Annotated in this window: 24 protein-coding genes; 10 read left to right on the top strand and 14 right to left on the bottom strand. The window is 68.0% G+C overall.

What is annotated here, in order from left to right; genetic code table 11:
• Positions 1-12: 12 nt before the first annotated feature.
• From rpsD to B3K53_RS11240, 3 genes are all read left to right on the top strand, one after another.
• Entirely contained in the window at positions 13-630 is a 618-nt protein-coding gene (rpsD, locus tag B3K53_RS11250; RefSeq protein WP_292084396.1) for a 30S ribosomal protein S4, read from the top strand.
• A gap of 139 nt (positions 631-769) precedes the next feature.
• Entirely contained in the window at positions 770-1,165 is a 396-nt protein-coding gene (locus tag B3K53_RS11245; RefSeq protein WP_292084395.1) for a hypothetical protein, read from the top strand.
• Between the two features lie 102 nt (positions 1,166-1,267).
• Positions 1,268-3,652 carry a bifunctional diguanylate cyclase/phosphodiesterase gene (locus tag B3K53_RS11240; RefSeq protein WP_292084394.1) on the top strand — a complete coding sequence of 795 codons (2,385 nt, stop codon included), beginning with the start codon at positions 1,268-1,270 and terminating at the stop codon, positions 3,650-3,652.
• Here B3K53_RS11240 and B3K53_RS11235 read toward each other — a convergent pair.
• Complete coding sequence (locus B3K53_RS11235) at positions 3,622-4,737, bottom strand: NADH:flavin oxidoreductase/NADH oxidase (protein ID WP_292084393.1); 1,116 nt, start codon at positions 4,735-4,737, stop codon at positions 3,622-3,624. The two genes, B3K53_RS11240 and B3K53_RS11235, sit on opposite strands and share 31 nt — an antisense overlap.
• Positions 4,738-4,887: 150 nt before the next feature.
• Here B3K53_RS11235 and B3K53_RS11230 point away from each other — a divergent pair, with 150 nt between their 5' ends.
• Positions 4,888-5,016 carry a hypothetical protein gene (locus tag B3K53_RS11230; RefSeq protein ID WP_292084392.1) on the top strand — a complete coding sequence of 43 codons (129 nt, stop codon included), beginning with the start codon at positions 4,888-4,890 and terminating at the stop codon, positions 5,014-5,016.
• Entirely contained in the window at positions 5,016-5,414 is a 399-nt protein-coding gene (locus B3K53_RS11225) for a hypothetical protein (RefSeq protein ID WP_292084391.1), read from the top strand. Before B3K53_RS11230 ends, B3K53_RS11225 begins: the two co-directional genes overlap by 1 nt.
• A 180-nt stretch (positions 5,415-5,594) precedes the next feature.
• Here B3K53_RS11225 and B3K53_RS11220 read toward each other — a convergent pair whose 3' ends face one another.
• From B3K53_RS11220 to B3K53_RS11200, 5 genes are all read right to left on the bottom strand, one after another.
• Entirely contained in the window at positions 5,595-6,020 is a 426-nt protein-coding gene (locus B3K53_RS11220; protein WP_292084390.1) for an acyl-CoA thioesterase, read from the bottom strand.
• Between the two features lie 6 nt (positions 6,021-6,026).
• Positions 6,027-6,377 carry a Grx4 family monothiol glutaredoxin gene (gene grxD, locus B3K53_RS11215; protein ID WP_292084508.1) on the bottom strand — a complete coding sequence of 117 codons (351 nt, stop codon included), beginning with the start codon at positions 6,375-6,377 and terminating at the stop codon, positions 6,027-6,029.
• 88 nt (positions 6,378-6,465) lie between these two features.
• Entirely contained in the window at positions 6,466-7,716 is a 1,251-nt protein-coding gene (locus B3K53_RS11210) for a hypothetical protein (RefSeq protein ID WP_292084389.1), read from the bottom strand.
• Between the two features lie 132 nt (positions 7,717-7,848).
• A complete protein-coding gene (locus B3K53_RS11205; protein ID WP_292084387.1) occupies positions 7,849-8,190 on the bottom strand; it encodes a hypothetical protein in 342 nt (113 codons plus the stop codon).
• Between the two features lie 111 nt (positions 8,191-8,301).
• Positions 8,302-9,216, bottom strand: coding sequence for a LysR family transcriptional regulator (locus tag B3K53_RS11200; protein WP_292084386.1), 915 nt, complete (start codon positions 9,214-9,216; stop codon positions 8,302-8,304).
• A gap of 53 nt (positions 9,217-9,269) precedes the next feature.
• On the opposite strand from B3K53_RS11200, the gene B3K53_RS11195 reads away from it, so the two are divergent.
• Complete coding sequence (locus B3K53_RS11195; RefSeq protein ID WP_292084385.1) at positions 9,270-10,442, top strand: MFS transporter; 1,173 nt, start codon at positions 9,270-9,272, stop codon at positions 10,440-10,442.
• On the opposite strand, the gene B3K53_RS11190 is transcribed toward B3K53_RS11195, so the two are convergent.
• Together B3K53_RS11190 and B3K53_RS11185 are read right to left on the bottom strand one after the other, a co-directional pair.
• A complete protein-coding gene (locus B3K53_RS11190; RefSeq protein WP_292084383.1) occupies positions 10,433-10,882 on the bottom strand; it encodes a hypothetical protein in 450 nt (149 codons plus the stop codon). The two genes, B3K53_RS11195 and B3K53_RS11190, sit on opposite strands and share 10 nt — an antisense overlap.
• Positions 10,883-10,939: 57 nt before the next feature.
• Entirely contained in the window at positions 10,940-12,391 is a 1,452-nt protein-coding gene (locus B3K53_RS11185; RefSeq protein ID WP_292084382.1) for a PLP-dependent aminotransferase family protein, read from the bottom strand.
• Between the two features lie 66 nt (positions 12,392-12,457).
• Between B3K53_RS11185 and B3K53_RS11180 the strand changes: the two genes are divergently transcribed.
• Positions 12,458-13,054 (top strand): YczE/YyaS/YitT family protein, encoded by a 597-nt coding sequence (locus B3K53_RS11180; protein ID WP_292084381.1) that lies wholly within the window; start codon positions 12,458-12,460, stop codon positions 13,052-13,054.
• 123 nt (positions 13,055-13,177) lie between these two features.
• A complete protein-coding gene (locus B3K53_RS11175) occupies positions 13,178-14,365 on the top strand; it encodes a Fic family protein (RefSeq protein ID WP_292084379.1) in 1,188 nt (395 codons plus the stop codon).
• Here the strand turns inward: B3K53_RS11175 and B3K53_RS11170 are convergent, their stop codons facing one another.
• Complete coding sequence (locus tag B3K53_RS11170) at positions 14,366-16,012, bottom strand: peptide chain release factor 3 (RefSeq protein ID WP_292084377.1); 1,647 nt, start codon at positions 16,010-16,012, stop codon at positions 14,366-14,368. It lies immediately after the preceding gene.
• Between the two features lie 144 nt (positions 16,013-16,156).
• On the opposite strand from B3K53_RS11170, the gene B3K53_RS11165 reads away from it, so the two are divergent.
• A complete protein-coding gene (locus B3K53_RS11165; RefSeq protein WP_292084376.1) occupies positions 16,157-16,294 on the top strand; it encodes a hypothetical protein in 138 nt (45 codons plus the stop codon).
• Positions 16,295-16,307: 13 nt separating this feature from the next.
• Here B3K53_RS11165 and B3K53_RS11160 read toward each other — a convergent pair whose 3' ends face one another.
• The 3 genes from B3K53_RS11160 to B3K53_RS11150 all read right to left on the bottom strand — a co-directional run bounded on the left by B3K53_RS11160 (position 16,308) and on the right by B3K53_RS11150 (position 19,104).
• On the bottom strand, positions 16,308-17,882 hold the full coding sequence (locus B3K53_RS11160; RefSeq protein ID WP_292084375.1) for a tetratricopeptide repeat protein: 1,575 nt from the start codon (positions 17,880-17,882) through the stop codon (positions 16,308-16,310).
• 69 nt (positions 17,883-17,951) lie between these two features.
• Complete coding sequence (locus B3K53_RS11155; protein ID WP_292084374.1) at positions 17,952-18,332, bottom strand: hypothetical protein; 381 nt, start codon at positions 18,330-18,332, stop codon at positions 17,952-17,954.
• A gap of 439 nt (positions 18,333-18,771) precedes the next feature.
• Complete coding sequence (locus B3K53_RS11150; protein ID WP_292084373.1) at positions 18,772-19,104, bottom strand: DUF1491 family protein; 333 nt, start codon at positions 19,102-19,104, stop codon at positions 18,772-18,774.
• 92 nt (positions 19,105-19,196) lie between these two features.
• On the opposite strand from B3K53_RS11150, the gene B3K53_RS11145 reads away from it, so the two are divergent.
• Positions 19,197-20,027 carry a hypothetical protein gene (locus tag B3K53_RS11145; protein WP_292084371.1) on the top strand — a complete coding sequence of 277 codons (831 nt, stop codon included), beginning with the start codon at positions 19,197-19,199 and terminating at the stop codon, positions 20,025-20,027.
• A gap of 143 nt (positions 20,028-20,170) precedes the next feature.
• Here the strand turns inward: B3K53_RS11145 and B3K53_RS11140 are convergent, their stop codons facing one another.
• Together B3K53_RS11140 and B3K53_RS11135 are read right to left on the bottom strand one after the other, a co-directional pair.
• The gene (locus tag B3K53_RS11140) at positions 20,171-21,133 is read right to left on the bottom strand and encodes a hypothetical protein (RefSeq protein WP_292084370.1); all 963 of its coding nucleotides are present in this window, start codon (positions 21,131-21,133) and stop codon (positions 20,171-20,173) included.
• A gap of 18 nt (positions 21,134-21,151) precedes the next feature.
• Positions 21,152-21,724, bottom strand: a complete 573-nt coding sequence (locus B3K53_RS11135) for a hypothetical protein (RefSeq protein ID WP_292084369.1) — start codon at positions 21,722-21,724, stop codon at positions 21,152-21,154.
• Positions 21,725-21,729: the final 5 nt, after the last annotated feature.

Below are 21,729 nucleotides of genomic sequence, written 5' to 3'. Positions count from 1 at the left end.
GAAGAGTGATCTATGTCCAAGCGCCATAGCGCCAAGTACAAAATCGACCGCGCCATGGGTGAAAACCTGTGGGGCCGCGCCAAGTCGCCGGTCAACAAGCGTTCGTACGGCCCGGGCCAGCACGGCCAGCGTCGTAAGTCGAAGGTTTCGGACTTCGGCCTGCAGCTGAAGGCCAAGCAGAAGCTCAAGGGCTACTACGGCAACATCACCGAGAAGCAATTCTCGGCCATCTACGCCGAAGCCGGCCGCCGCAAGGGCAACACCTCGGAAAACCTGATCGGTCTGCTGGAATCGCGCCTGGATGCCATCGTCTACCGCGCCAAGTTCGTCCCGACCGTCTGGGCCGCTCGCCAGTTCGTCAGCCACGGCCACGTGACCGTCGACGGCAAGAAGGTCGACATCGGTTCGTACCGCGTCAAGCCGGGCCAGGTCATCGAGGTCAAGGAAAAGTCGCGCAACATGGCTCTGGTGCTCGAAGCCCAGCAGTCGTCGGAACGTGACATCCCCGACTACCTGGAACTGGGCGACCGCGGCTTCTCGGTCCGCTACGTCCGCGTTCCGGAGCTGTCGGACGTGCCGTACCCGGTCAAGATGGAACCGAACCTGGTCGTCGAATACTACTCGTCCTGATTTCAGGCGATCGACGATAGAGTTGATGGAAGCCCCGGTGCGAACCGGGGCTTCTTTCTTATTCAGCATTCGCTGTTCCCTTGGGGAAGGAAGCAGCGCATTCTGACCGGGTGGACAGGCTCCGCCCCGGAAGGTCGAGATGAGACGAATCATCGCTCTTTGCGCTGTCGCCGCCGTCGCCGCCCTGGCGGGGGCTTGCGCCGTGACCGGCGATCAGCCCGTGCGCACCGCCGGGATGCCGGGCCAGCTGGAGCCGATCCACGCCGCCGCCTTCACGCGCGACACGGCGGTTTTCTGGGTCAGCTCGAACGGCTGCACCAGCAAGGCGGACGTCAAACCCTTCATCACCCGCCTGCGCGACAGCGCCGTCATCACCCTGCGTCGTCTGGACGAGGACCGCTGCGAAAATCCCAAATCCGACGGGGTGCAGTTGCAATGGAGCTTCGAAGAGCTGGGCCTGCCTCCGGGCGCCGAGGTTTCGGTCAACAACCCCTATCTGATGCGTCAGAACGACAAGCCGCACGAGGCTTCCTGATCGGGTTCGTCGCAAGGCTTCGTTAGCCATTTCGGACGACGTCGGATTAAGAGTTGAGCCGTTAGGGAAAGGATCGTTTCAGTATCTTTCCCCCCGGATTCCATGCGTCTCGTCGATTGTCTGACCACCGCCCACAATCTGGCGCTGGTCGCCCTGGCCGCTCTTGTCTGCGTGCTGGGCAGCTGGATCACCATCAGCCTGCTGAAGCGGGTCCGCAGCACGCGGGCGGGCGCGCGCGCCGCCTGGGTCTTCCTGGGCGCGGTGGCGGGCGGCGCGACCGTCTGGTGCACCCACTTCGTCGCCATGATCGCCTATGAGCCGGGGATCGCCGTCGCCTATGAGCCGGGGCTGACGGGCCTGTCGCTGCTGGTCGCCATCCTCGGATCTGGGACGGCCCAGTACATCGCGGCGCAACGCTTTCCGGGATCGGGTCTGGTCGGCGGCGTCCTGTTCGGCCTGAGCGTCTCCGCCATGCACTTCATCGGCATGGCCGCCTTCGCCGTCGACGCCGTGATCCAGTGGTCGGTTCCCTATGTGGCGTTCGCCGTGGGCGGCTCGGTCGTGTTCGCCGCCCTGGCCTTCAAGGCCGACAAGCTGTGGCCGACCGTCGAGGGACGCTGGCTGGCCATCCTCTTCATGGTTCTGGGCATTGTGGTGCTGCACTTCACCGCCATGTCGGCCATGACCATCCTGCCTTTCACGCCGCTGGACGGGGCGCTGACGGGCAATGACGCCAAGCATATCCTGGCCATCGGCGTGGCGGGCGTGGGCCTGCTGGTGCTGGGCGCCGGTGCGGCCAGCTACGCCCTGGACAGCCAGTCGCGCGGCCAGGCCGAGGTGCGCCTGCAACATCTGATCGAGGGCAGCGTGGACGGCATGGCGGTCGAGCGCGACGGCGTCATCGTCGGCGTCAACAGCGCCCTGCTGACCCTGCTCGGCGCCGAACGCGAGGCCGCGATCGGCCACAGCCTGTCGCGCTGGGCCGAGGACGCGGCGCGTCTGGCCGACGGCGACATGGTGCAGTCGTCGCTGAAGACCGTCTCGGGCGAGGTCCTGCCGGTCGAACTGGCGGCCAAGCGCGATCACGTCAGCGAAGGCGAGGTCATGCTGTATTCCGTGCGCGACCTGCGCGCCCGCCAGGCCCAGGAACGCCGCATCGCCCATCTGGCGCGCAATGACAGCCTGACCGGCCTGCCTAACCGCGCCTCCTTCCTGGAGCGCCTGAGCCGCCAGACCGCCACCATCAAGCCCGGCGAGACCCTGGCCCTGTTCGCCCTGGACCTGAACCGGTTCAAGGAGGTCAACGACCTGTACGGCCACGCCGTCGGCGACCTGCTGCTGTGCCGCATCGCCGACCGTCTGCGCGAGGCCCTGCACGAGGGCGAGTTCGTGGCTCGCCAGGGCGGCGACGAGTTCGTGGCCATGGCACAGGTGTCGTCCCGCGCGGAGGCCCAGGCCGTGGCCGAGCGCCTGCGCGCCGCCATCCTCCAGCCCGTCACCATCGATCACGCGGACCTGTCGTGCGGCGCCAGCATCGGCGTCTCGCTGTGGCCCGAGGACGCCGACGACATCTCGACCCTGATCAACAACGCCGACCTGGCCATGTACCGCGCCAAGGGCTCGCTGACGGTCGATATCTGCTTCTATGAGGCGGACATGGATCAGGCCGTGCGCGCCCGCCGCCGCGTCACCCAGGCCCTGCGCGAGGCCCTGGATAACGAGAAGTTCGAGCTGCACTATCAGGTCCAGGCCTCGGTCGAGACCGGCAAGGCCATCGGCTACGAGGTCCTGCTGCGCTGGAAGGACGAGACCGGGCGCAACATCCCGCCGTCAGACTTCATTCCGGTGGCCGAGGAGACCGGCCTGATCTTGCCGATCGGCGAGTGGGTGCTGCGTCAGGCTTGCCGACAGGCCGCCGCCTGGCCCGAGCCGCATCGCATCGCGGTCAATCTGTCGCCGGTGCAACTGGGTCACGTCGATCTGCCGCGGCTGGTGCACCAGGTCCTGTTGGAGACCGGGCTGGCGCCTTCGCGGCTGGAGCTGGAGATCACCGAGACGGCCATGATCAGCGACATGGAGCGCACCACCCATGTGCTGCGTCAGCTGAAGGCTCTGGGCGTCACCATCGCCATGGACGACTTCGGCACCGGCTATTCGTCGCTGTCGACGTTGCGGGCCTTCCCCTTCGACAAGATCAAGCTGGACCGGTCCTTCATGACCGAGCTGGACGGCGCCGCGCCCCAGTCGCGAGCCATCATCCGGGCCGTCCTGACCATCGGTGAAAGCCTGTCGATTCCGGTGCTGGCCGAGGGCGTCGAAACGCCCGAACAGCTGGCCTTCCTGCGCGATCAGGGCTGCAACGAGGTCCAGGGCTATCTGCTGGGCCGGCCCCAGCCGGAAGCCGACGCCTTGGCCAACGGCGCCGCCGCAGTGGCGACGACGCCGTCAGACGAGACTCAGCTCAAGGCCGCCCGCGCAGTCGCATAACCCGGCCAGTGACCGGCGCCGGCCCGTTCGTACTGGACGGGCAGGCCCTCAGGCTGGCCCAGGGCCACGGCGGCGTGGTGGCCCCAGTTGGGATCGTCCAGCACCGCGCGGGCCAGGGCGATCAGATCGGCCTTGCCCTCGGCCAGCAGGTCTTCGGCCTGTTGCGGGGTGACGATCATGCCGACGGCCATGACATTGGCCTCGGGCGCGGCCGCCTTGACCGCCTCGGCGAAGGCGACCTGATAGTTGGGCTGATCGCCCGGAATGCGGGCCGTGGCGACATTGCCCCCGCTGGTCAGGTGCAGATAGTCGTAACCCATGGCGTGCAGCGCGGCGCCGAAGGCCTGGGCTTCTTCCACTGTGATGCCGCCTTCGGTCCAGTCCGAGCCGTTGAAGCGCACGCCCAGCGCCTTGGTCCGGGGCCAGGCGTCGCGCAGGGCCTGGGCCACGCGCAGCGGGAAACGCATCCGGTTCTCCAGCGAGCCGCCGAACTCGTCCGTCCGCTCGTTCGACAGGGGCGACAGGAACTGGGTCAGCAGATAGCCGTGGGCGGCGTGCAACTCGACCAGATCGAAGCCCGCCCGGTCGGCGCGCTTGGCCGAATCGACGAAGGCGTCGACCACGCGATCCATGCCCTTGCGATCCAGCGCCGTCGGCGTGTGCCAGTCGGGCTTGAAGGCTTGCCCCGAAGCCGAGAAGGTCTCCCAGGCCTTTTCGGAGGGGGCGGGGCCGCCCCGGTCGATCCACGGCGGATTGGTCGAGGCCTTGCGCCCTGCGTGGGCCAGCTGGACGCCGATGGGGGTGTCCGAATAGGTGCGGATGTCGCGGATGATCTTCGCGAAGGCGGCTTCCTGCTCGTCGTTCCACAGACCGGTGTCGGCCCACGAAATGCGGCCCGCCGCCTCGACCCCGGTCGCTTCAATCACCACCAGACCGGCGCCCGACAGGGCCAGACGGGCCACATGCTGGGCGTGCCAGGGCTGGGGAACGCCGTCCACGGCTGAATACTGGCACATGGGGGCGACGACGATGCGGTTCTTAAGCGTCAGGGGGCCGACGGCGCGCGGGGTGAACAGCAGGCTCATGCAGAGAACTTTCGGATGATGTCCCGGGGGAGACGGGGCATAGTAGCTATGACTGTGGCGGTTCGGTTCAAGCCCCGCCTTTCCGATTATTCACGTGATCTGGAACGGCGACGCTGGCAGTTTCCCCACCAGCAAAGAAGGGGAACACCTATGCGCCGTATCATCATCGCTCTCGCCGTCGCCGCCATCGCCGCGCCCGTGCTGTCGGGCTGCATCATCATCGCCAGCGACAAGCCGACCACCCGCGTCATCCACTCGACCCCGGCCGAGGCCAACTGATGCGCCAAGCCACCATCAGGGCAGCCGTCGCGGCCGTCGCCCTGCTGCCGCTGCTGGGCGGCTGCGTCATCTATTCGAACGACGGCGGCGAGCGGAAGGTCAACATCAACACCGCCAGTCAGGCCGTGTCCCAGGCTGAAGTTCTGGAAGCCGTCCGTAAGGTCGACTTCGACGGCCAGCGCCTGACCGTCGTGGTCGGCTCCAACGGCTGCACCGAGGCGTCCAGCTTCGAGGTCAAGATCAAGGACACGGATCCGGCCGAGCTCAGCCTGATCCGCCGCGCCCCTGACCTGTGCAAGGCCATCGTTCGCGAAGGCGTCGCCGTCAGCTGGACCTACGCCGAACTGGGCCTGAACACCGGCCAGCACGTGCGCGTGCTGAACCCGGTCAGCCTCTAAGAAAAAGTCCTTCTCCCCTTGAGGGAGAAGGTGGCAGGCGAAGCCTGACGGATGAGGGGTGTCAGCGCCTCGCATCCTGTGAAGGCTTCGCCGCCTGATTGTCGAATGGTTGGCCGTAGCGCCGACACCCCTCATCCGGCCCTGACGGGCCACCTTCTCCCGCAAGGGGAGAAGGGAAGCTCAGGCCGAAAACGGCCCCAGCATTTCCGCAGGGATTCGGGCGGGGCGCAGGGTGGCGGCGTCGACCAGGCACCATTCGGAAACGCCCTGGGCGCACAGGCGGCCTTCGCCGTCCTCGATACGGACATAGCGGTTGAAGCGCGGGCCTTGCGGGTCGCCGACCCAGGTGCGGGCGACAACGCCGGTCGCGCCGGGCGCGATGGCGCGCAGGTAGTCGATCTCGTGCCTCAGGGCGACCCAGGACCACTTCGCCCGCGTGTCCTCGTCGAAGCGCGCGTTCCAGTGGGCCGTGCCGACGTCCTGCAGCCAGCCGACATAGACGACGTTGTTGACGTGGTTGTTCTCGTCGATGTGCTCCGGCCGCACGTCCAGGGGGACGACGAAGACCTCGCGGTCCTCGCGCGGTTGCAACTGCGGCCGGGCCATCCGGTCTCAGGCCTCGCCGAGGGCGACGCCCTTCTCGGCCATCAGGGCTTGAAGTTCGCCGGCCTGGAACATTTCGCGCACGATGTCCGAACCGCCGACGAACTCGCCCTTGACGTAGAGCTGCGGGATGGTCGGCCAGTCGGTGAAGCTCTTGATGCCGTCGCGCAGGGCTTCGTCCTGAAGCACGTCGACGCCGACGAAGGCCGCGCCCACGTGGTCGAGAATCTGCACCGCCAGCGAGGAGAAGCCGCAGCGCGGCGCATCCGGCGTGCCCTTCATGAACAGGACCACGTCATGCTCCGCCACGGTCTGGGCGATGAAGGCGTGGACGGGGTCGGCAGCGGCGTCAGCGGTCATTTGATCGGTCACGGTAAGGGGCCTTTCAGGGAAGCCCGTCAGCTAGGCGCCCATTGGGGCCGGGTCAAGGCCGCTGCGGCGTAAGAGCTCAGGCGGTTTCCGGCGCCCGGGCCAGTCGTTCGGCGCGCTGGGCCAGGGCCGGGGCGCCGTATTCGCGCGCCGTGGCGGCGGCCTCGGTCAGCATCAACCCCAGGCCGCGCGGGGTCTGGCCGGTCCAGCGCGCGCGGGCCAGGGCGATCCGCGCCATGCCGATCTGGTCCGAGGCCCAGTCCAGCGGGGTCGAGACCACCGAAGGGCGGGTGAGGCGGCGGCGCAGGCCCGTCTCTATCTCCAGCAGGGCCGTCAGGTCGCCGATCGATCCGGCGCGCGAGGCCTCCTGGGCGACGCGGCGTTCATGGGCCAGGGCGCCCAGCACCAGCCCGCCGCCTTCGGTCAGGGCCTCGGCCTGGACCAGGACGAGCAGGGGCAGGGTCTCGCGCTCGGCCCGCAACACCTGGATGGCGGCCCAGTCCAGCGGGCTGTGGTCGGGGGTGAACTGGTCGGCGGCGGCGTCGAACAGGGCGTGGGCCTGATCGCGCGCCAGGACATCGTCGGCGACGGCCGCCAGGGCCGCCATCCCGGTCGCGCACAGGGCCAAGGCGCGGGCCCGGCTGAGGGGACGCTGCTCCGGCGTGGCCGCTTCGACCAGGGCGCGCAGGTCGGCGCCGGCTTGATCCAGCATCCGCGGGTCGCGCGCGGCCAGACCCGCCTCCAGCATCAGGGCGGCGCGGTCCAGCCTCAGATCGTCCTCGACCGGACGTTGCTGGCCCTTGAGGCCGTGCAGGGCGCTGTCCAGCATGACGGCGGCGTCCTGCAGCGTCGCCGCCTCGCCCGAGAGCGAGGCCTGGCGCGCCCGCAGCCGGGCGTGCAGGGCGGCCACCGCGGCGGCGGTGTCGCCGCGCCGGGCGGCGGGCAGGGCCGCCAACAGGGCCAGGACGGCGTCAAGCCGTGCGGGCTCGCCGCACAGGTCGAAGGCCAGCATCCCGCTTTGGGCCAGCTCCAGCGTGGCGCGAATGGTCTCGTCGTCGTGGCGGGCGTGACGGACGGCGTCACGAGCGGCCGCCTCGGCCTTGTCGAGGCTCAGGGCGGCGCCGCTGCGGCGGGCGTGTTCACGCCATAGGGCCGAGGCGCGCAGGGCGGCGTCATGGGGGCGGGCGCAGGAGACGCGTCCGGCCTCGATCGACTGCTGTCGGGCTTCGACCTCGACAAGGCCGACGCCGATCAGTTCCAGCCAGCCGAGATCGTCGCTGTCGCGCGCTTTCTCGAACAGCCGTCGCAGATCTCTGCCGAATTCGAACATTCCAGACCTTCGTCGTCCCGCTTCGGGATCGCGGGGGCGATCCTGCAGACGCACAAGCAAACGCAGCGCCGCCGGATGGGTTCGGCTTGAGCATAATCGCCGACCTCGCGCGGGGGCCGGCGCGGGGCCGGATCAGCCCAGGCGCGGGGTCTTCTGACGGCAGCGTTGCAGCACGGTGCGGGCCTCGGCTTCACCGGCGGACAGGCGCTTCACCGAATCGAGGCGAGCGCGGGTCTGGTCGTTTTCGGCCACCGTCGGGTCACGTCCCGCCGCCGTGGCCGCCTGCATGGCCGCCAGCGACCAGTAGAGGGCCGCGTCATAGAGGGTGCGGCCATAGCGGCTCTCGCCGCCTTCGAGTTCAGACGCCGCCTGGGTCAGCCCGGCGCACCGCACCGCCTCGTCATAGGAGACGAGTCGGGTCGTCTGGGGCGGACCCAGAACCGCAAGCGCGGCGGTGACGACAGCGATGAACATCAAAAACTCCACGGCGCCCCGACGAGGATGAAAACCCGGCGCCGCACGTCCCTAGAGAACCACGGTCGTGTGTCGGATGAAAGACGCGTTCAGCCAAACTTCAGGTTGCAGTCAGTTCGGGATCGGCGCGGCCGGCATGGCCCTGCCCTGATCGACCAGCCAGCGGACGAAGGCGCGGCGCGCCCGCGACGCCTCGCCCGCGCCGGGAATGGCGGCGACCGCCCCGCCGTCGGCGTGAAAGCCGAAGGGCGCCAGCAGCCGCCCGTCCGCGACCGCCTCGGCCGCCAGGGCCCAGGGCAGAACCGCCGCGCCCCAGCCGGCCAGGGCCGCGTCCAGCGCGAAATGCAGGTGGGCGACGGGGCGCTCGGACGCCGCGACGGATTGCCGGCCGCTGAACGCCGACCAGTCCTTCCACCCGCTCAGGTGGGTACGGGCCACAAGGCGCGGGGCGTTCAGCACCGCCGCACGCGGGTCATTGCCCGTCAGGGCCCCGACCAGAGAAGGGGCGATGACCGGACCGACGGCGTTGGGGATGATCCGCTCGGCGTGCAACGTCTCGATCCGGTCGGGGTCCAGCAGGCGCAGCACCACGTCGGCGCCGCGCCGGCTGACGGCGTGGGGCGCCAGTTCGACCAGATGCACCCGAATCTCGGGGTGCAGCCGCCCGAAATCGGCCAGGCGCGGGATCAGCCACTTGACCGACAGGCTGGCGTTGACGGCGACGTGCAGGTCCTGACCCTCGCTGCGGGCCCGCGCCACGGCGGCGGCGAGGCCGTCGAAGGCGGCGGTTAGGCCCGGCAGCAGGTCCCGCCCCGCCCGCGTCAGCGTCAGGGCATGACGCGGCCCCTCGAACAGCCGCACCCCCATCTGCGCCTCCAGCGCCTTGACCTGACGGCTGACGGCGCTGTGGGTCACGTTCAGTTCGGCCCCGGCCAGGGTCGCGCTGCCGGTCCGCGCCATGGCCTCGAAGGCCCGCAGCGCATTCAGCGAGGGCAGGGCGGCGCCGGATGTGAGGTTTTCGAACATACCCTTCCCGATAGGTCGCTTTCGCCCTGGCGGCAATGCGGTGACACCGGCCCATGTCGTCGTCCGCTGCTCATCATCTGATCGTCCCCGTCCTCGGCTTCGGCCTGATCGTCGCCTTCGCCTCCAGCTACTACCTGCTGGGGGTGCTGGCCGAGCCGCTGGCGGCGGGGACCGGGACCACGCCGTCGCTGGTGTTCGCCGGGCTGTCGGGGGCCTTTCTGGTCTCGGCGGCGCTCAGTCCCTTTGGCGGGCGCTGGGTCGACCGGCGCGGCGGGCGCGAGGCGCTGACAGTCGCCTCGGTGGTCTTTGCATTAGGGCTGGCGGGGCTGGGCCTGTCGCAGGGGCCGGTCAGCGTGATCGCGTCGATCCTGACGCTGGGGGTCGGCATGGGCGTCGGTTTCTACGGTCCGGCCTATGCTGTGCTGGTCGCCATCCACGGCGAAGAGGCGAAGAAGCCGATCACGGCGGTCTCCCTGATCGGAGCTTTTGGCGGGGCGCTGGGCTGGCCCATGACCCTGGCCATGACCGAGACGGTCGGCTGGCGCGGGGCCTGCTTCGGCTGGGCGGGGTTGCATCTGCTGGTCTGTCTGCCGCTGTATCTGACCCTGCTGCCGGATGGGCGCGCCGGGCCGCGACCTTCGGCGGACGGCGAGCCGGTGCGTTGGGACGGACGGATGATCCGGCTGGCGGTGCTGTTCGCAGGGGCCTGGTGGATCGCCACGGCCATGAGCGCCCATCTGCCGCGTCTGCTGGGTCGGCTGGGGCTGGATCCGGCCCAGGCGGCGGGCGCGGCCAGCCTGATGGCGGGCGCGGCGGTGGTCGTGCGGCTGCTGTCCTTCCTCACATCCGGCAAGGGTTCGCCGGTCATGGTGCTGCGCTTCGCCACCCTGCTGCACCCGCTGGGCGCGGCCATCGCCTTCTTCGGCGGCAAGTCGCTGGCTGGGGCGGTGTCTCTGGGACAGGGCGCGGGCAACGGCCTGTTGTCGGTGGCCTCGGGCGTCCTGCCGCTGCACCTGTTCGGCAAAGAGAACTACGCCACGCGTCAGGCCCTGATCCTGACCCCGGCGCGCTTCCTTCAGGCGGCGGCGCCGCTCAGCTACGGGGTCCTGCTGGACCGCTCCGCGACGCTGGCTCTGCTGGCGTCCAGCCTCGTATGCGTCCTGATGTTCGCCATGACCTTCGGGCTGGAGCGGAGGAATGGAGCTCTAGTATCGCCTCATGGATGATGGGCCTCACTCGGAGCGTCGGTTTCTGCGGCGGTCAGCTTGGCGACGTGATCCATCGTGGTCTTCCACATCATGCAGAGGCCGACGGCAGCAACCATGACCGAGCCGAGTCCGACGAATGGTCTCGAAGTGAAAGATGGAGCGAAAAGTGCGCACCACGATGAAAAGCCCAATCCGGCAAGAAAAACGAATAGCCAGAAGGTATTTCGCGCGATGAACCTGTTTCGTTCGTCTGTGGATATGGCTGTAGTCACCGTGACGATGCGCTGAGATTTTCGGCCCAGCAATATCAAGGGAAAGGCGAGGGCCAGACTTAAGGTCATCAGCAGGCTGGCGTACTGACGCGGAAGTAGGAACGCCAGCGACCCGCCGACCACGAAACAGGCGGCGAACGCAGTCGCAAAGCGTATCGACCGTTTCGTATGGGTTCTGATTTGCATGGCGGATGACCGTGGCGTCTGTTGCAACCTATGGCAACGCGCGGGTTTTCGACGAACCTAGATCACCGGCTCGGCGTCGGCCCGGATGAGCGCTTTGCGCGGCTTGCTGCGATCCAGCGTGTTCCACGCTGCGGTCAGGCCCTCCACCGCGCGGTCCAGATCGGCCTCGTTGCGGCTGAAGGGCAGGCGCAGGAAGCGCTCATAGGCGCCGTTGATCCCGAAGCGAACGCCGGGCGCGATGCGCACGCCGTGGTCCGGCGCGGCTAGGGCCAGGCGGGTGCTGTCGGGCCGGGGCAGCTCGACCCAGAGCGACAGGCCCCCCTCGGGTCGGCGCGTCTTCCAGTCCGGCAGGACCTCGGCCAGCCGGGCGCGCAGGTGGGCTTCCTGCCGCGCGATGGTTCTGCGCCGCGCCTCCAGCGGGGCGGGATCGCCGCTCAGCAGGACGGCGGCGGCCAGTTGCTCCATCACCGGCACGCCGAGGTCCAGCGACGGGCGGCGGCGGATCACCCTGTCGATGACGTCGGCGTGGCCGCGCAGCCAGCCGACGCGTAAGCCCCCCCAGTAGGGCTTGCTGGTAGAACCCAGCCGAATGACGTGCGGGCCGTGATCGACGGGCGGGGGCGGCGGTCGGTCGAACCACAGCTCGCGCAGGGTGTCGTCCAGCACCAGCAGGGCGCCGACGCGGGCGGCCGCCTCCGCGAGAGCAGCCTCGTCGCCCGCCGACAGGACATTGCCGGTCGGGTTCTGGTGCGCCCCGATCAGATAGACCAGCCGCGGGCGGACGCGGGCGATGGCCGCCAGCATCCCGTCCATGTCCCAGCCCAGCGGCGTCATGGCCACAGGCGTCAGGTCGAGGCCTGCCTGCACCAGGGCGTCGAGCGCATGGGGATAGCCGGGGTGCTCGACCACCACCCGGTCGCCGGGCCGGGTCACGGCTCGCAGCAGGATGGCCAGGGCTCCCAGCGCCCCGGCCGTGACCACGATCTGATCGGGCGATGTCGCCAGACCTTCGGCGGCGTAGCGGTCGGCGACGACGCGGCGCAGGGCCTCGATCCCCACCGGCTCATAGCCCCGACCCGGCAGGTGGGCGGGCAGGGCCTCCAGCGCCCGGGCGTAGGCGGCGTGAACCTGTTCGTCGGCGGGCATGGAGGCGGTGGCCATGTCGATGACGCCGGGCGTGTCGTCGCCCTGCATCGGCCCGTCCAGCCGCACCGGCCGCGAGGCGGCGCTGGCGGGCAGGGCGGTGACGCTGCCCGATCCCGTGCGGCTGACGACGAAGCCGTCGGCCCGCAGCCGGTCCAGCGCCGCGCTGACGGTGATGCGGCTGACGCCCAGGGTCTCGGCCAGGCGTCGCTCGCCGGGCAGGCGCGCGTTGAGCGACAGCCGCCCGTCCAGGATCATCAGTTTAAGCGCCTCGGACAGGCGGCGATAGGCGGGCTCGCCGTCCGGCCCGCGCCAGCCGTTCAGTTGACGCGACAGGGAGGCGGCGTTGACGAGGGTGTCGCGCATAAGGCCATCCTTGCGAAAGCGGCCCTATAAAACAAGGCCAATGACGCGCTCTATGGCCCCATGTTCATGCGTCGCTTCATCCAGCTCCAGATCGGCCTCCTGCTCTATGGAGCGTCCTTGGCCCTCATGGTCCGGGCCGATCTGGGCCTCAATCCGTGGAGCGTCCTGCATCAGGGCCTGTCGGAACGGACGGGGATCAGTCTCGGCATGGTGGTCAACCTGGTCGGGTTGCTGGTCCTGCTGGTCTGGATCCCCCTGCGCCAGAAGCCGGGCGTGGGCACCATCTGCAACGTCCTGCTGATCGGCACGGCGGCGGATGTGGCCCTGTGGGCCCTGCCGCCCATCGAGGGGCTGGCGCTGCGGATCGCCTTCCTGGCGGCGGCCATCGTGCTGAACGGGGCGGCGACGGCGGCCTATATCGGCGCAGGCCTCGGCCCCGGTCCGCGCGACGGACTGACCACAGGCCTGGTGCGGATCACCGGCTGGCGCATCGGCTGGGCGCGCACGGCGATCGAGGTTGCGGTCCTGTGCCTCGGCTGGCTGCTGGGCGGCGTGGCCGGGGTCGGAACCGTCCTCTACGCCCTGGCCAACGGCCCTCTGGTCCAGTGGTTCATGGCCCGCTTCGAGATCGCCCCGAAGCGGGAGGCGGCGGCTTCAGCGTGAGTTGAACTGAATCTTCGATTCGAAAAGAGCCGTTGCCGTTGAGGCGACGGCTTTCGTGTTGTTCGAACCGACAATTAAAACGTACGGGCCTAGCCATGTTAAACGATCTGGATAGTATGGCTCTTGATCGTTGAACATATTCGCCGGACGGAAAACATGAGTGGTGAGCTGCAAGCCAACCGTGCCGGACGATATGTCCGCCAGTTGCGCGGTTATCGCGCCTTCATTCCAGCGCCTTTGCCACCATTGACCCTTGATGCTGCAGGGGCAATGGCCGCCGCGCTCAGCAAGGCGGATGTGGCTCTAGGTCGTCTCGATGGGGCTGTCGCCACGCTGCCGCATCCAGAATTGTTCACCGCCATGTACGTGCGACGTGAGGCGGTGCTGTCGAGTCAGATCGAGGGCACGCAAGCATCGATGGACGATCTGGTCGCAGCTGAGGCCCGTTTCTCAGGCGAACGGCCGGTTGGAGACGTTAACGAAGTCATCAATTATGTCGCTGCGCTCACCGCCGGCATCGAGCGACTCAAGACGCTGCCACTGTCGTCGCGCCTGCTCCGAGAGATCCATGCGCGGCTCATGCAGGATGTCAGGGGAGGGCATGCGACCCCAGGTGAGTTTCGCACGACGCAGAATTGGATCGGCCCGCAGAATGCGACCCTGGCCGACGCTGTCTTCGTGCCGCCCCCGCCTGAAACGGTGGCGGAGCATGTGGCTGATCTGGAGCGCTTCCTGCATGCGCCTAGCGACTTGGCCTTGCTGATCCGCATCGGCCTGGCGCACGCTCAGTTCGAAACCATTCACCCCTTCGTGGACGGGAACGGGCGGCTGGGACGACTGCTGATCACCTTCCTGCTCTGTGAGAACCAAGTGCTCAGCAAGCCGGTGCTTTATGTTTCCTTGGCGCTGAAAAAGCGACGGCAGGAATACTACGAGCGGCTTCAGGCGGTTCGGGATCGTGGCGAGTGGGAACCCTGGCTCGTTTTCTTTCTGGAGTGTGTCACCGAGGCTGCGCAGGATGCCGCCCGCACGGTGCGCAACATTCTGGCCCTAAGAGAAGAGCATCGGGACGCAGTGGTGGGTGCCATGGGGGCGAGAGTCGGCAAGGCGCTGACCCTGTTGGAGGGGCTTTTCCAGGATCCATATCTGGATGTGAACCAGGCGGCCGAGGCCTTAGGGGTGAGCTTCGTCAACGCCAACAACATCGTGGCCGAGATGGAGCGACTTGGAATCCTGCGGGAAGTCACGGGACAGAAGCGACACAGGCTGTTCGTCTATGAGCGCTATCTCGCCCTGTTCCGAGATATCTGATCAGCCCCGTTCCCGGGTCTTGGTCAGGCTGATCTTGGGGAAGCGTTCGGCGACATAGCCCGTCTCCCAGGCCGACTTGGCCAGGAAGACCGGGTTCTGGTCGATGTCGACGGCCATCTGCGGGCGGTACTTGCCGGCGAAGTCTTCCAGATCGGCCTTGGTCCCGTCGCCAGCCGGGGCGACCCAGCGGGCCTCGGCGTAGGGGCTGGGCTCGAAGACGACGTCGAGGTTGTATTCCTCGCCCAGGCGGTCGGCCATGACCTCGAACTGCAGCTGGCCGACGGCGCCGACGATGAAGTCCGAGCCCAGTTCGGGGCGGAACAGCTGGGTCACGCCTTCCTCGGCCAGACCCTCCAGCGCCTTCTTCAGGTGCTTGGCCTTCAGGGGGTCCTTGACGCGGACGCGCTGCAGGATTTCCGGGGCGAAGTTGGGCAGGCCGGCGAAGCGCACCAGGCCGCTTTCCGACAGGCTGTCGCCGACGCGCAGGACGCCGTGGTTGGGAATGCCGATCACGTCGCCGGCATAGGCGTCCTCGGCCAGTTCACGGTCCGAGGCGAAGAACATGATGGGGGCGTTGACGCTCAGCTGCTTGCCGGTGTTCTGCACCTTCAGCTTCATGCCGCGCTTGAACGATCCCGAGGCCATGCGGAACATGGCGATGCGGTCGCGGTGGTTGGGGTCCATGTTGGCCTGGACCTTGAAGACGAAGCCGGTGACCTCGTCGCGGCCCGGCTCGACGGTGAGGTCCTCGGGCGCGGGGGCGTTGCGGGTCTCGGGCGGGGCCTCCTTGCGGGCCGACATGACCTTGGGCGGCGGCGCCCATTCGCCGATGGCCTTCAGCAGCTCCTCGATGCCGAAGTGGCGCAGGGCCGAGCCCCACAGCACGGGCGTCATGTGGCCTTCCAGGAAGGCCTGACGGTCGAACGGCTTGTAGCCCGCCTCGACCAGTTCCAGCGCGTCGGTCAGGTCGGCCTGTTCGGAGCCCTCGAAGTATTGCGCGGCCTCGCCCAGCGGCAGGGCGTCGGGGTGGGGGACGTCCTCCGTCGAGCCGGCAGGCTTCTTCGTATAGGGCTGGAAGCGGCCGTCGCCGCCGACCTCGACCATGCCGCGCAGGCGATTGCCGCTCTCGGCCGGCCACCAGATGGGCGAGGGGTCCAGCTGCAGGCGGCTGGCGATCTCGTCCAGCAGGACCATCGGGTCCTGGGCTTCGCGGTCCAGCTTGTTGATGAAGGTGATGATCGGAATGTCGCGCAGGCGGCAGACCTCGAACAGCTTCAGCGTCTGCGGCTCGATGCCCTTGGCGGCGTCCAGCACCATGATGGCGCAGTCGGCGGCGGTCAGGGTGCGATAGGTGTCTTCCGAGAAGTCCTCGTGCCCCGGCGTGTCCAGCAGGTTGAACATCTTGCCGTCGTGCTCGAACGTCATGACCGAGGCGGTGACCGAAATGCCGCGTTCCTTCTCGATCTTCATCCAGTCCGAGCGCGCCCGGCGGTTGTCGCCCCGCGCCTTGACCGCGCCGGCCGCGCGCACGGCGCCGCCCGCCAGCAGGATGTGCTCGGTCAGGGTCGTCTTGCCGGCGTCCGGGTGGGCGATGATGGCGAAGGTGCGACGGCGCGCAGCTTCTTCGGGCAGGGTCAGTTTCGACATGGCGCGGACCTAGCGCGCGCGGGACCGAAAGTCGATTGTCACGATGCCGTGAAAGACCCTTCGCGAAGCGGGGCTTTTAGAGGCATGCTCGTTTCTGTGAGACGCCGGTCCATGAGATCGACGCCGCAAGGGAAAGGAAACGACATGGCTCTGGTGCATCCGGGCAAGGTCCCGCCCGCGCGCAGCGAAAGGGAACTCCACCCCGTTATCGGCTTGATTTGCGGCTTCGGCCTGATCGCCCTGGCGGCGACGGCGGTCCATATCCTGTTCGGCTTGATCTAGGCCCGCCGCTGGGTCAGTCGCCGGCGGGGCTGTCCGAAGGGGTGTCCTCGCCCTCAGCCTCGCCCTTCTTCAGGATCTCGGCCTCCTCCGCGTCCGCCTCGGCCTCGGTCATGCCCTTGGCGCGCAGCAGCAAGGCGCGGGCGCCCGCCGACGGCCTGTGCGGGTCGTTGACCAGGGGCTCCAGCAGAGGCACGGCCTCGGCGTTGCGGTCGCGGATCATCAGCACCTGGGCCAGGTTGATCCGGGCCTCGCCGAGTTGCGGGGCCAGGGCGAAGGCCTGTTCCAGCACGGCGACGTCGTTGTCGTTAGGATAGCCTTCCCCGCCGTTCCGGTTCTCGGCGATCAGCATCAGGGTGGCGTAGTTGGCGTCGTCGGCGCGATAGGCACGGTGCAGGAACGCGCGGGCCTCGCCGTTCAGTCGGTCTGTCTCTTCCAGGCTGTCCGCGTCTGCGGCGGCCTTCAAGCGGGCGCGGGCCAGGTATTGCAGGGCTTCGACGTGGTTGGGGTCCAGCGCCAGCAGACGTTGCAGCGGGGCCTCGGCTGCGGCGGGGTCGCCGAAGTGCAGTTCGGCGTGGCCGAGCGCCAGAAGCGCCAGCGGATCGTCGGGATGGCGAGCGGCGGCGCGGCGCACCTCCTCGGCGGTGGCGGCGCGCTTGTCTTCCGGCACGCCGACCTTCAGCCTCTGGTTCAGCAACAGCAGGTCGTCGGCCGACCGCGGCAGGCGGGTCACGGTCAGTGGCGTCGGGGGGTAGGCCACGGTGACAGCCTGATAGGGGATCCGTCCATTCATGTAGCGGCGCAGGGTGCGTTGCAGCTCGGTCGGGTTCAACCCGGTGGCCCTTTCCATGGCCTCAACCGGATCGCCGCCCGCCCCGACGTCGCGCAGATAGGCGTCCAGCGCCTTCTGCCGGTCGGCGTCGCCGATGAACCAATGGGTCAGGAGCCAAGCCAGGGGGTAATAGGTGTCGCGGTTGCGCGCGCGCTCGAGCGGACGTTTGGACAAGAGTTCGGCCATCGGCATCCACGACGCCGCCTGAAGCCAGTAGGCGCGGTTCTCATTGTACTTGCCGACCAGAATCCGCGACTTCTCGACCTCGACCGTGGCGTAGTATTCGGCGAAGCCCTCCACGAACCATCCCGGATAGGGATAGGAGAAGTTCTGCATCATGAAGTGATGCGCATATTCGTGCTTCAGCGTGTTGACGGTCTGGTCACGCAGGGCGATGCCGAAAATGTCCTCGTCGGTGGCCATGTAGAAGCCGGCGACATTCTCGGGCAGGTCGGGACGCACCTGGGTCAGGCCGCGTCGCGAAGCGACCAGATAGATGGGCAGCTTGCGCGGGGGCGCCTCGTTCGCGTCCAGCCCCATACGCAGCCTCAGGAAGCGGTCATAGGCCTCGAGTTCCTGCACGAAGTCGCGCAGCTTGCTCTCGCCGCCGTCGCTATAGACGATGAAGCGTTCGCTCTCGGCCTTCAGCCAGTCCGCGTGGGCGGGAGCGACGCCGGCTGCGGTCGCAGCCAGGGCCGACAGGACGGAAACCGCGGCGCCGCGTTTCAGGCGCAGCAGCATGGCGTTGAAGAGTTTCACGTCGATGGTCCCTGATAGCTATGTCTCAGGGATAGCGAACCACGTTGTTCGACGGAAGGGGCTGCGGCGTCAGGCCGCCATTCGGCCCCAAACCGCCTTGTCGGCGGCGACGGCGCTGAGGCCGCCGTGGGCGGCGCGGACCTGAAGCTGACGCATGATCATTTCGGGCAGGGCGCAGAAGCGCGGCTCGACCAGTTCGGGGGCGCAGCCGACGACAGGGGCGGCGAACAGGGCGGCGTTCACGCCCTCGGTCTTGTGCGCGATCAGCCAGGCCAGACGTCGCGCGCGGGCCGGATCGTTCCGGTGCAGCATCGGGTCCTCGGCGAACAGGTCGCAGCCCATCTCCAGCACATAGTCGAAGTCCAGCTTCTCGAAGCGCCGCACGTCGTGGCTCGGGGCCGGGCAGGCCTCGTCCAGATCGAAGACGACGTCGTTCAAGAGAAACAGCATGGGCCGTCCACCGCTACGCAGGCCCTTCTGGCCCGATGAGACAGGTTTAAGCCGTCTCACTTGCGGTCCCGTTCACGAACGCGGTGAACAGGACGGTTACCATTTTTAGGTCAGGCAGACCTTTTTCCGTCGTCATCCTCGGGGCAAGTGGGCCGTGAAAATAGGATGTCTAGGGCTCTTTTCCTTTCGTTGAGAAGTATACCGCGTTCAAAATCAGTGATGCTGCCCAGAGCCAATATATGCAAAATAAAACAAAGCTTGTGTATTTCCATGTCCCGAAGAATGAAACTGGATAAATCATGATCCCAGTTTTGTGGGTAATGCTCTCATAGTTGTATATGTATATAGATATAAAAATTGACGTTATCATTGATAACTGAAGAAAAATCTTTAATTTCAATGTCATTCCCCCTTGGTGTCGAGTCTATCCTCTCGGCCGTTACGCCTCCTGCACCTTCTCGGTCAGGAAGTGCCGGCCCTGGCGGTCCTCGATCTCGACGACCCAGAGGTCGGGGTCGTAGCGGCGCTGGCGTTCGATATAGGCGTCCAACTCGTCCTCCATCTCGCTGACGACCGGCTGGATCCACAGGGGCTCGCCGTCCTGGCCGGTCGCCTCGGTATAGAGGCGGGCCGTGCGATCAGCGGTGTTGTAGGCCTTGACGATCACGGCCCCGCCGCGCGCGTCGCCCTTCTTCACCACGGTGGCGTAGGCGCCCTCCAGTTCGGCGCGGCGGATCAGGGCGCCGGCCCAGACGTCGGTGGATAGAAGCAATTCGCTAACCCTGCTTGGACACGGGACCGGAACCTTGCGGCCCTAGGGTCATCAGTATGAGGATAGGCCTTTCTCCCCGTTCCGTCAGCAGAATGCTGGCCGCCACGATCGTCGCGACGACGCTGGCGACGCCCGTCGGCGCGGCCGTGACCGACGCCTTCTATGATCGCGCCTTCATGCTGGCCGCGCATCAGAAGTGCGACCTGTTCGAGCCTCAACTGATCGCCGCCCTGGATGCAGCGGCCCTGCAGGCGCGCAATGCGGCCCTGCGCGCGGGGACGCCGGCGGCGGACCTGTCGGCGGCGGCGGCGCGGGCACGGTCCAAGGCGTCGATCACGGCCTGCGACGACGGCGATCTCAGCCGGGTGCGGGCGCGGGTCGAGGCGGGCTTCGCCGGCTGGTCGCGCGCGGCCCGGATGAGCTTCCCCGGCGATCGCGCCGCCTGGCGCGGGGACCGCTACGAAAGCAAGACCCTTGGCTGGCGATTGGTGCAGGACAGCGCCACCGGCGGCTCGCCGGTGCGCTTCGGTCTGGCGGGCACGCACCCGAAGGCGACGACGCCGGTGGCGGTGGTCTCCTTCGTCGGACGGCCCAGGCCCTATGCCGCCCGGCTGGTCATGCGCGATCGCGAACAGGCGCCGCGCGTCTGGCTGACCGGGGGCGGCCTGCCGCCGGAATCGGTGCGCCGGGCCTTCTTCGCCGCCTCGGCCCGTTCCGCCGCGCCGGGCCTGCTGCCCGAGGGCGCGCGTCAGGGCGAGGTCTGGACATTCTCGACCGAAGCCGCCGACGCCCTGGCCCAACTGGACCCGCGCGAGACCTTCGTCATCCAGTTTCTGTTCCGCGACGACAGCGTGGCCGAGGCTCGCTTCGAGGCGGGGGACTTCGCCGCCGGACGCGCCTTCCTGGCCATGGGCGCCATCTAGACGTCTGACTGAGCCGTTTGGAACCCCGCGACACCGGCCAGAATTCTATCTTCGGGCTGGCGTTTCCAAGGTCCCGTCAGCCCATATCCGCCAGCCAGCGGGTAGGCCCCCGTCGCGCAAGCGGCGGGGGTTTGCGGGGCGGCTTAATCCGCCTGGCTCGCGGCGTTGTCCCGCTCCACGATGCGGACCATGGCTGAGGCGATCGTGGCTTCATTCGCGCCCTGAGAGGCCTTGCTCTGGTCGCTGGCGTAGAGGGCCTGAAGATAGGCCTGATCCCAGGCGGTGAGGGTTTCAGACGGCGCCTTTGCCGCGTCGAACAGGTGCAGGATCGAGGCGGTCGGCGGCGAGGTGTCTGCACTGATCTGGGCTAGGGCGACCATGGCCACATAGTCGGCGACCTGCATGAAATCGGCCTGATCCAGAGCCGAGTTCTCGAGAATGATCAGGGCCTGGCGCAGGTCGTCCTGGGTTTCGTCGCGCAAACGGGAAGGCTGGACGATTACGCCGTAGGGGCCGAGGTCCGCAGGCGTACGGATCTCTCTCGCGCCGAATGGATCCTCGCCGCGTACGCGAACGGCGGGTTTGCCGGTGTCGGTGTTGATCGGCATGCTGGTGTGCCACCAGCGGATCGGGCGGCCGGATGTCTGGAAGGCGCGCAACGCGGCCGCGCCCGCGGTCGTGCCCGAGGTGCCGGTTCGGAAGACGCGGCGATGGGTGACCGCCATGGATCGTGCGGCCTCGTCGCCGTTCTCCGCGGTCACGATGAGGATGTTCGGTCTGCAGCCCGGGGCGCCGATGCGAAGACCCAGGCTGTACCCCCAGTCGGAAACCCGGTCGATCATGGCGCGGGCCGGCTCGCCCCGCATTCCCACCGTTCCGACGCAGATCGGCATACGCCAGACGGCCAGCTTTCGGCCGGTGGCCGGCGCACCGACCGTCGACGCGAACTGTTGCGCGATCTGGTCGTTCCGCAGGCCCTGGACCAGGATGTCTTCCACCTGCGAAGCAGCGGCGTCCTGCTGCGGGGTCTCAACCGACTGGGCCTGGCCCGGCGACGAGGCGGCCAGGGCGATCAGGACGAGAGGCAACAGCCTTTGGAACATCATGGCCGGTCGGGCTCCATGTTACTGGCGGGCAGGCGGCATGCGGGCGATCAGGGTCAGGGCGATCTGCTCCTGAGCCTTGGCGTTCATATAGATCAGAGTCTGTTCCGCCGCCTTGCGGTCGGCGCGGATTGAATGGGTCAGGCCCAGGCTCTCGGCGAAGGCGCGCGGCGCGCGGCGGTCCGCGCAGGCCGGGCCGTCGATGCCGAACACCTTGGCGGCGTTGGCCAGGGTGCAGTTGCGGGCCTCGAGCGGGGCCGCGTCCCAGGCTGCGTCCAGCCGCGCGCGGTCCAGGCCCTTCTCCGACAGGACAGAGGCCGAAGCCCCCGTCTGGATGACATGGGCGGCGACGGCGGAGCGCACCCACATGGCCGGCAGGTCGGCGCGGCCCGCGCACGTCGGCGCGGCGGCCATGACCTTCAGGTCATGATGGTTGAGGGCGTTCATGCCGGAGTTCATGCCGCGCTCGTAGGCGGTCAGGACCTGCGACCGGTCCCCGGCGGGCAGACGCGACCAGACGCATTCGCTCAGGGTCTGAGGCTCGCTGACCACGGGGTTCGTCGCGACCACGGCGGCGAAAAGCAGGGCGATCATGGACA

Origin of the sequence: Brevundimonas sp. UBA7506, assembly GCF_002479495.1 — a bacterium.
In the GTDB taxonomy this organism is placed as follows: Bacteria; Pseudomonadota; Alphaproteobacteria; order Caulobacterales; family Caulobacteraceae; genus Brevundimonas.
This window is presented reverse-complemented; position numbering and strand designations above follow the sequence as displayed.

Coding starts and splice junctions, on each gene's coding strand:
- B3K53_RS11180 (WP_292084381.1), top strand. CDS start 12,458: ATGCGTCGCTTCATCCAGCTCCAGATCGGCCTCCTGCTCTATGGAGCG.
- B3K53_RS11210 (WP_292084389.1), bottom strand. CDS start 7,716: ATGTTCGAATTCGGCAGAGATCTGCGACGGCTGTTCGAGAAAGCGCGC.
- B3K53_RS11245 (WP_292084395.1), top strand. CDS start 770: ATGAGACGAATCATCGCTCTTTGCGCTGTCGCCGCCGTCGCCGCCCTG.
- B3K53_RS11190 (WP_292084383.1), bottom strand. CDS start 10,882: ATGCAAATCAGAACCCATACGAAACGGTCGATACGCTTTGCGACTGCG.
- B3K53_RS11225 (WP_292084391.1), top strand. CDS start 5,016: ATGCGCCAAGCCACCATCAGGGCAGCCGTCGCGGCCGTCGCCCTGCTG.
- B3K53_RS11155 (WP_292084374.1), bottom strand. CDS start 18,332: ATGCTGTTTCTCTTGAACGACGTCGTCTTCGATCTGGACGAGGCCTGC.
- B3K53_RS11135 (WP_292084369.1), bottom strand. CDS start 21,724: ATGATCGCCCTGCTTTTCGCCGCCGTGGTCGCGACGAACCCCGTGGTC.
- rpsD (WP_292084396.1), top strand. CDS start 13: ATGTCCAAGCGCCATAGCGCCAAGTACAAAATCGACCGCGCCATGGGT.
- B3K53_RS11220 (WP_292084390.1), bottom strand. CDS start 6,020: ATGGCCCGGCCGCAGTTGCAACCGCGCGAGGACCGCGAGGTCTTCGTC.
- B3K53_RS11205 (WP_292084387.1), bottom strand. CDS start 8,190: ATGTTCATCGCTGTCGTCACCGCCGCGCTTGCGGTTCTGGGTCCGCCC.
- B3K53_RS11195 (WP_292084385.1), top strand. CDS start 9,270: ATGTCGTCGTCCGCTGCTCATCATCTGATCGTCCCCGTCCTCGGCTTC.
- B3K53_RS11230 (WP_292084392.1), top strand. CDS start 4,888: ATGCGCCGTATCATCATCGCTCTCGCCGTCGCCGCCATCGCCGCGCCC.
- B3K53_RS11200 (WP_292084386.1), bottom strand. CDS start 9,216: ATGTTCGAAAACCTCACATCCGGCGCCGCCCTGCCCTCGCTGAATGCG.
- B3K53_RS11170 (WP_292084377.1), bottom strand. CDS start 16,012: ATGTCGAAACTGACCCTGCCCGAAGAAGCTGCGCGCCGTCGCACCTTC.
- B3K53_RS11145 (WP_292084371.1), top strand. CDS start 19,197: ATGCTGGCCGCCACGATCGTCGCGACGACGCTGGCGACGCCCGTCGGC.
- grxD (WP_292084508.1), bottom strand. CDS start 6,377: ATGACCGCTGACGCCGCTGCCGACCCCGTCCACGCCTTCATCGCCCAG.
- B3K53_RS11235 (WP_292084393.1), bottom strand. CDS start 4,737: ATGAGCCTGCTGTTCACCCCGCGCGCCGTCGGCCCCCTGACGCTTAAG.
- B3K53_RS11240 (WP_292084394.1), top strand. CDS start 1,268: ATGCGTCTCGTCGATTGTCTGACCACCGCCCACAATCTGGCGCTGGTC.
- B3K53_RS11185 (WP_292084382.1), bottom strand. CDS start 12,391: ATGCGCGACACCCTCGTCAACGCCGCCTCCCTGTCGCGTCAACTGAAC.
- B3K53_RS11165 (WP_292084376.1), top strand. CDS start 16,157: ATGGCTCTGGTGCATCCGGGCAAGGTCCCGCCCGCGCGCAGCGAAAGG.
- B3K53_RS11140 (WP_292084370.1), bottom strand. CDS start 21,133: ATGATGTTCCAAAGGCTGTTGCCTCTCGTCCTGATCGCCCTGGCCGCC.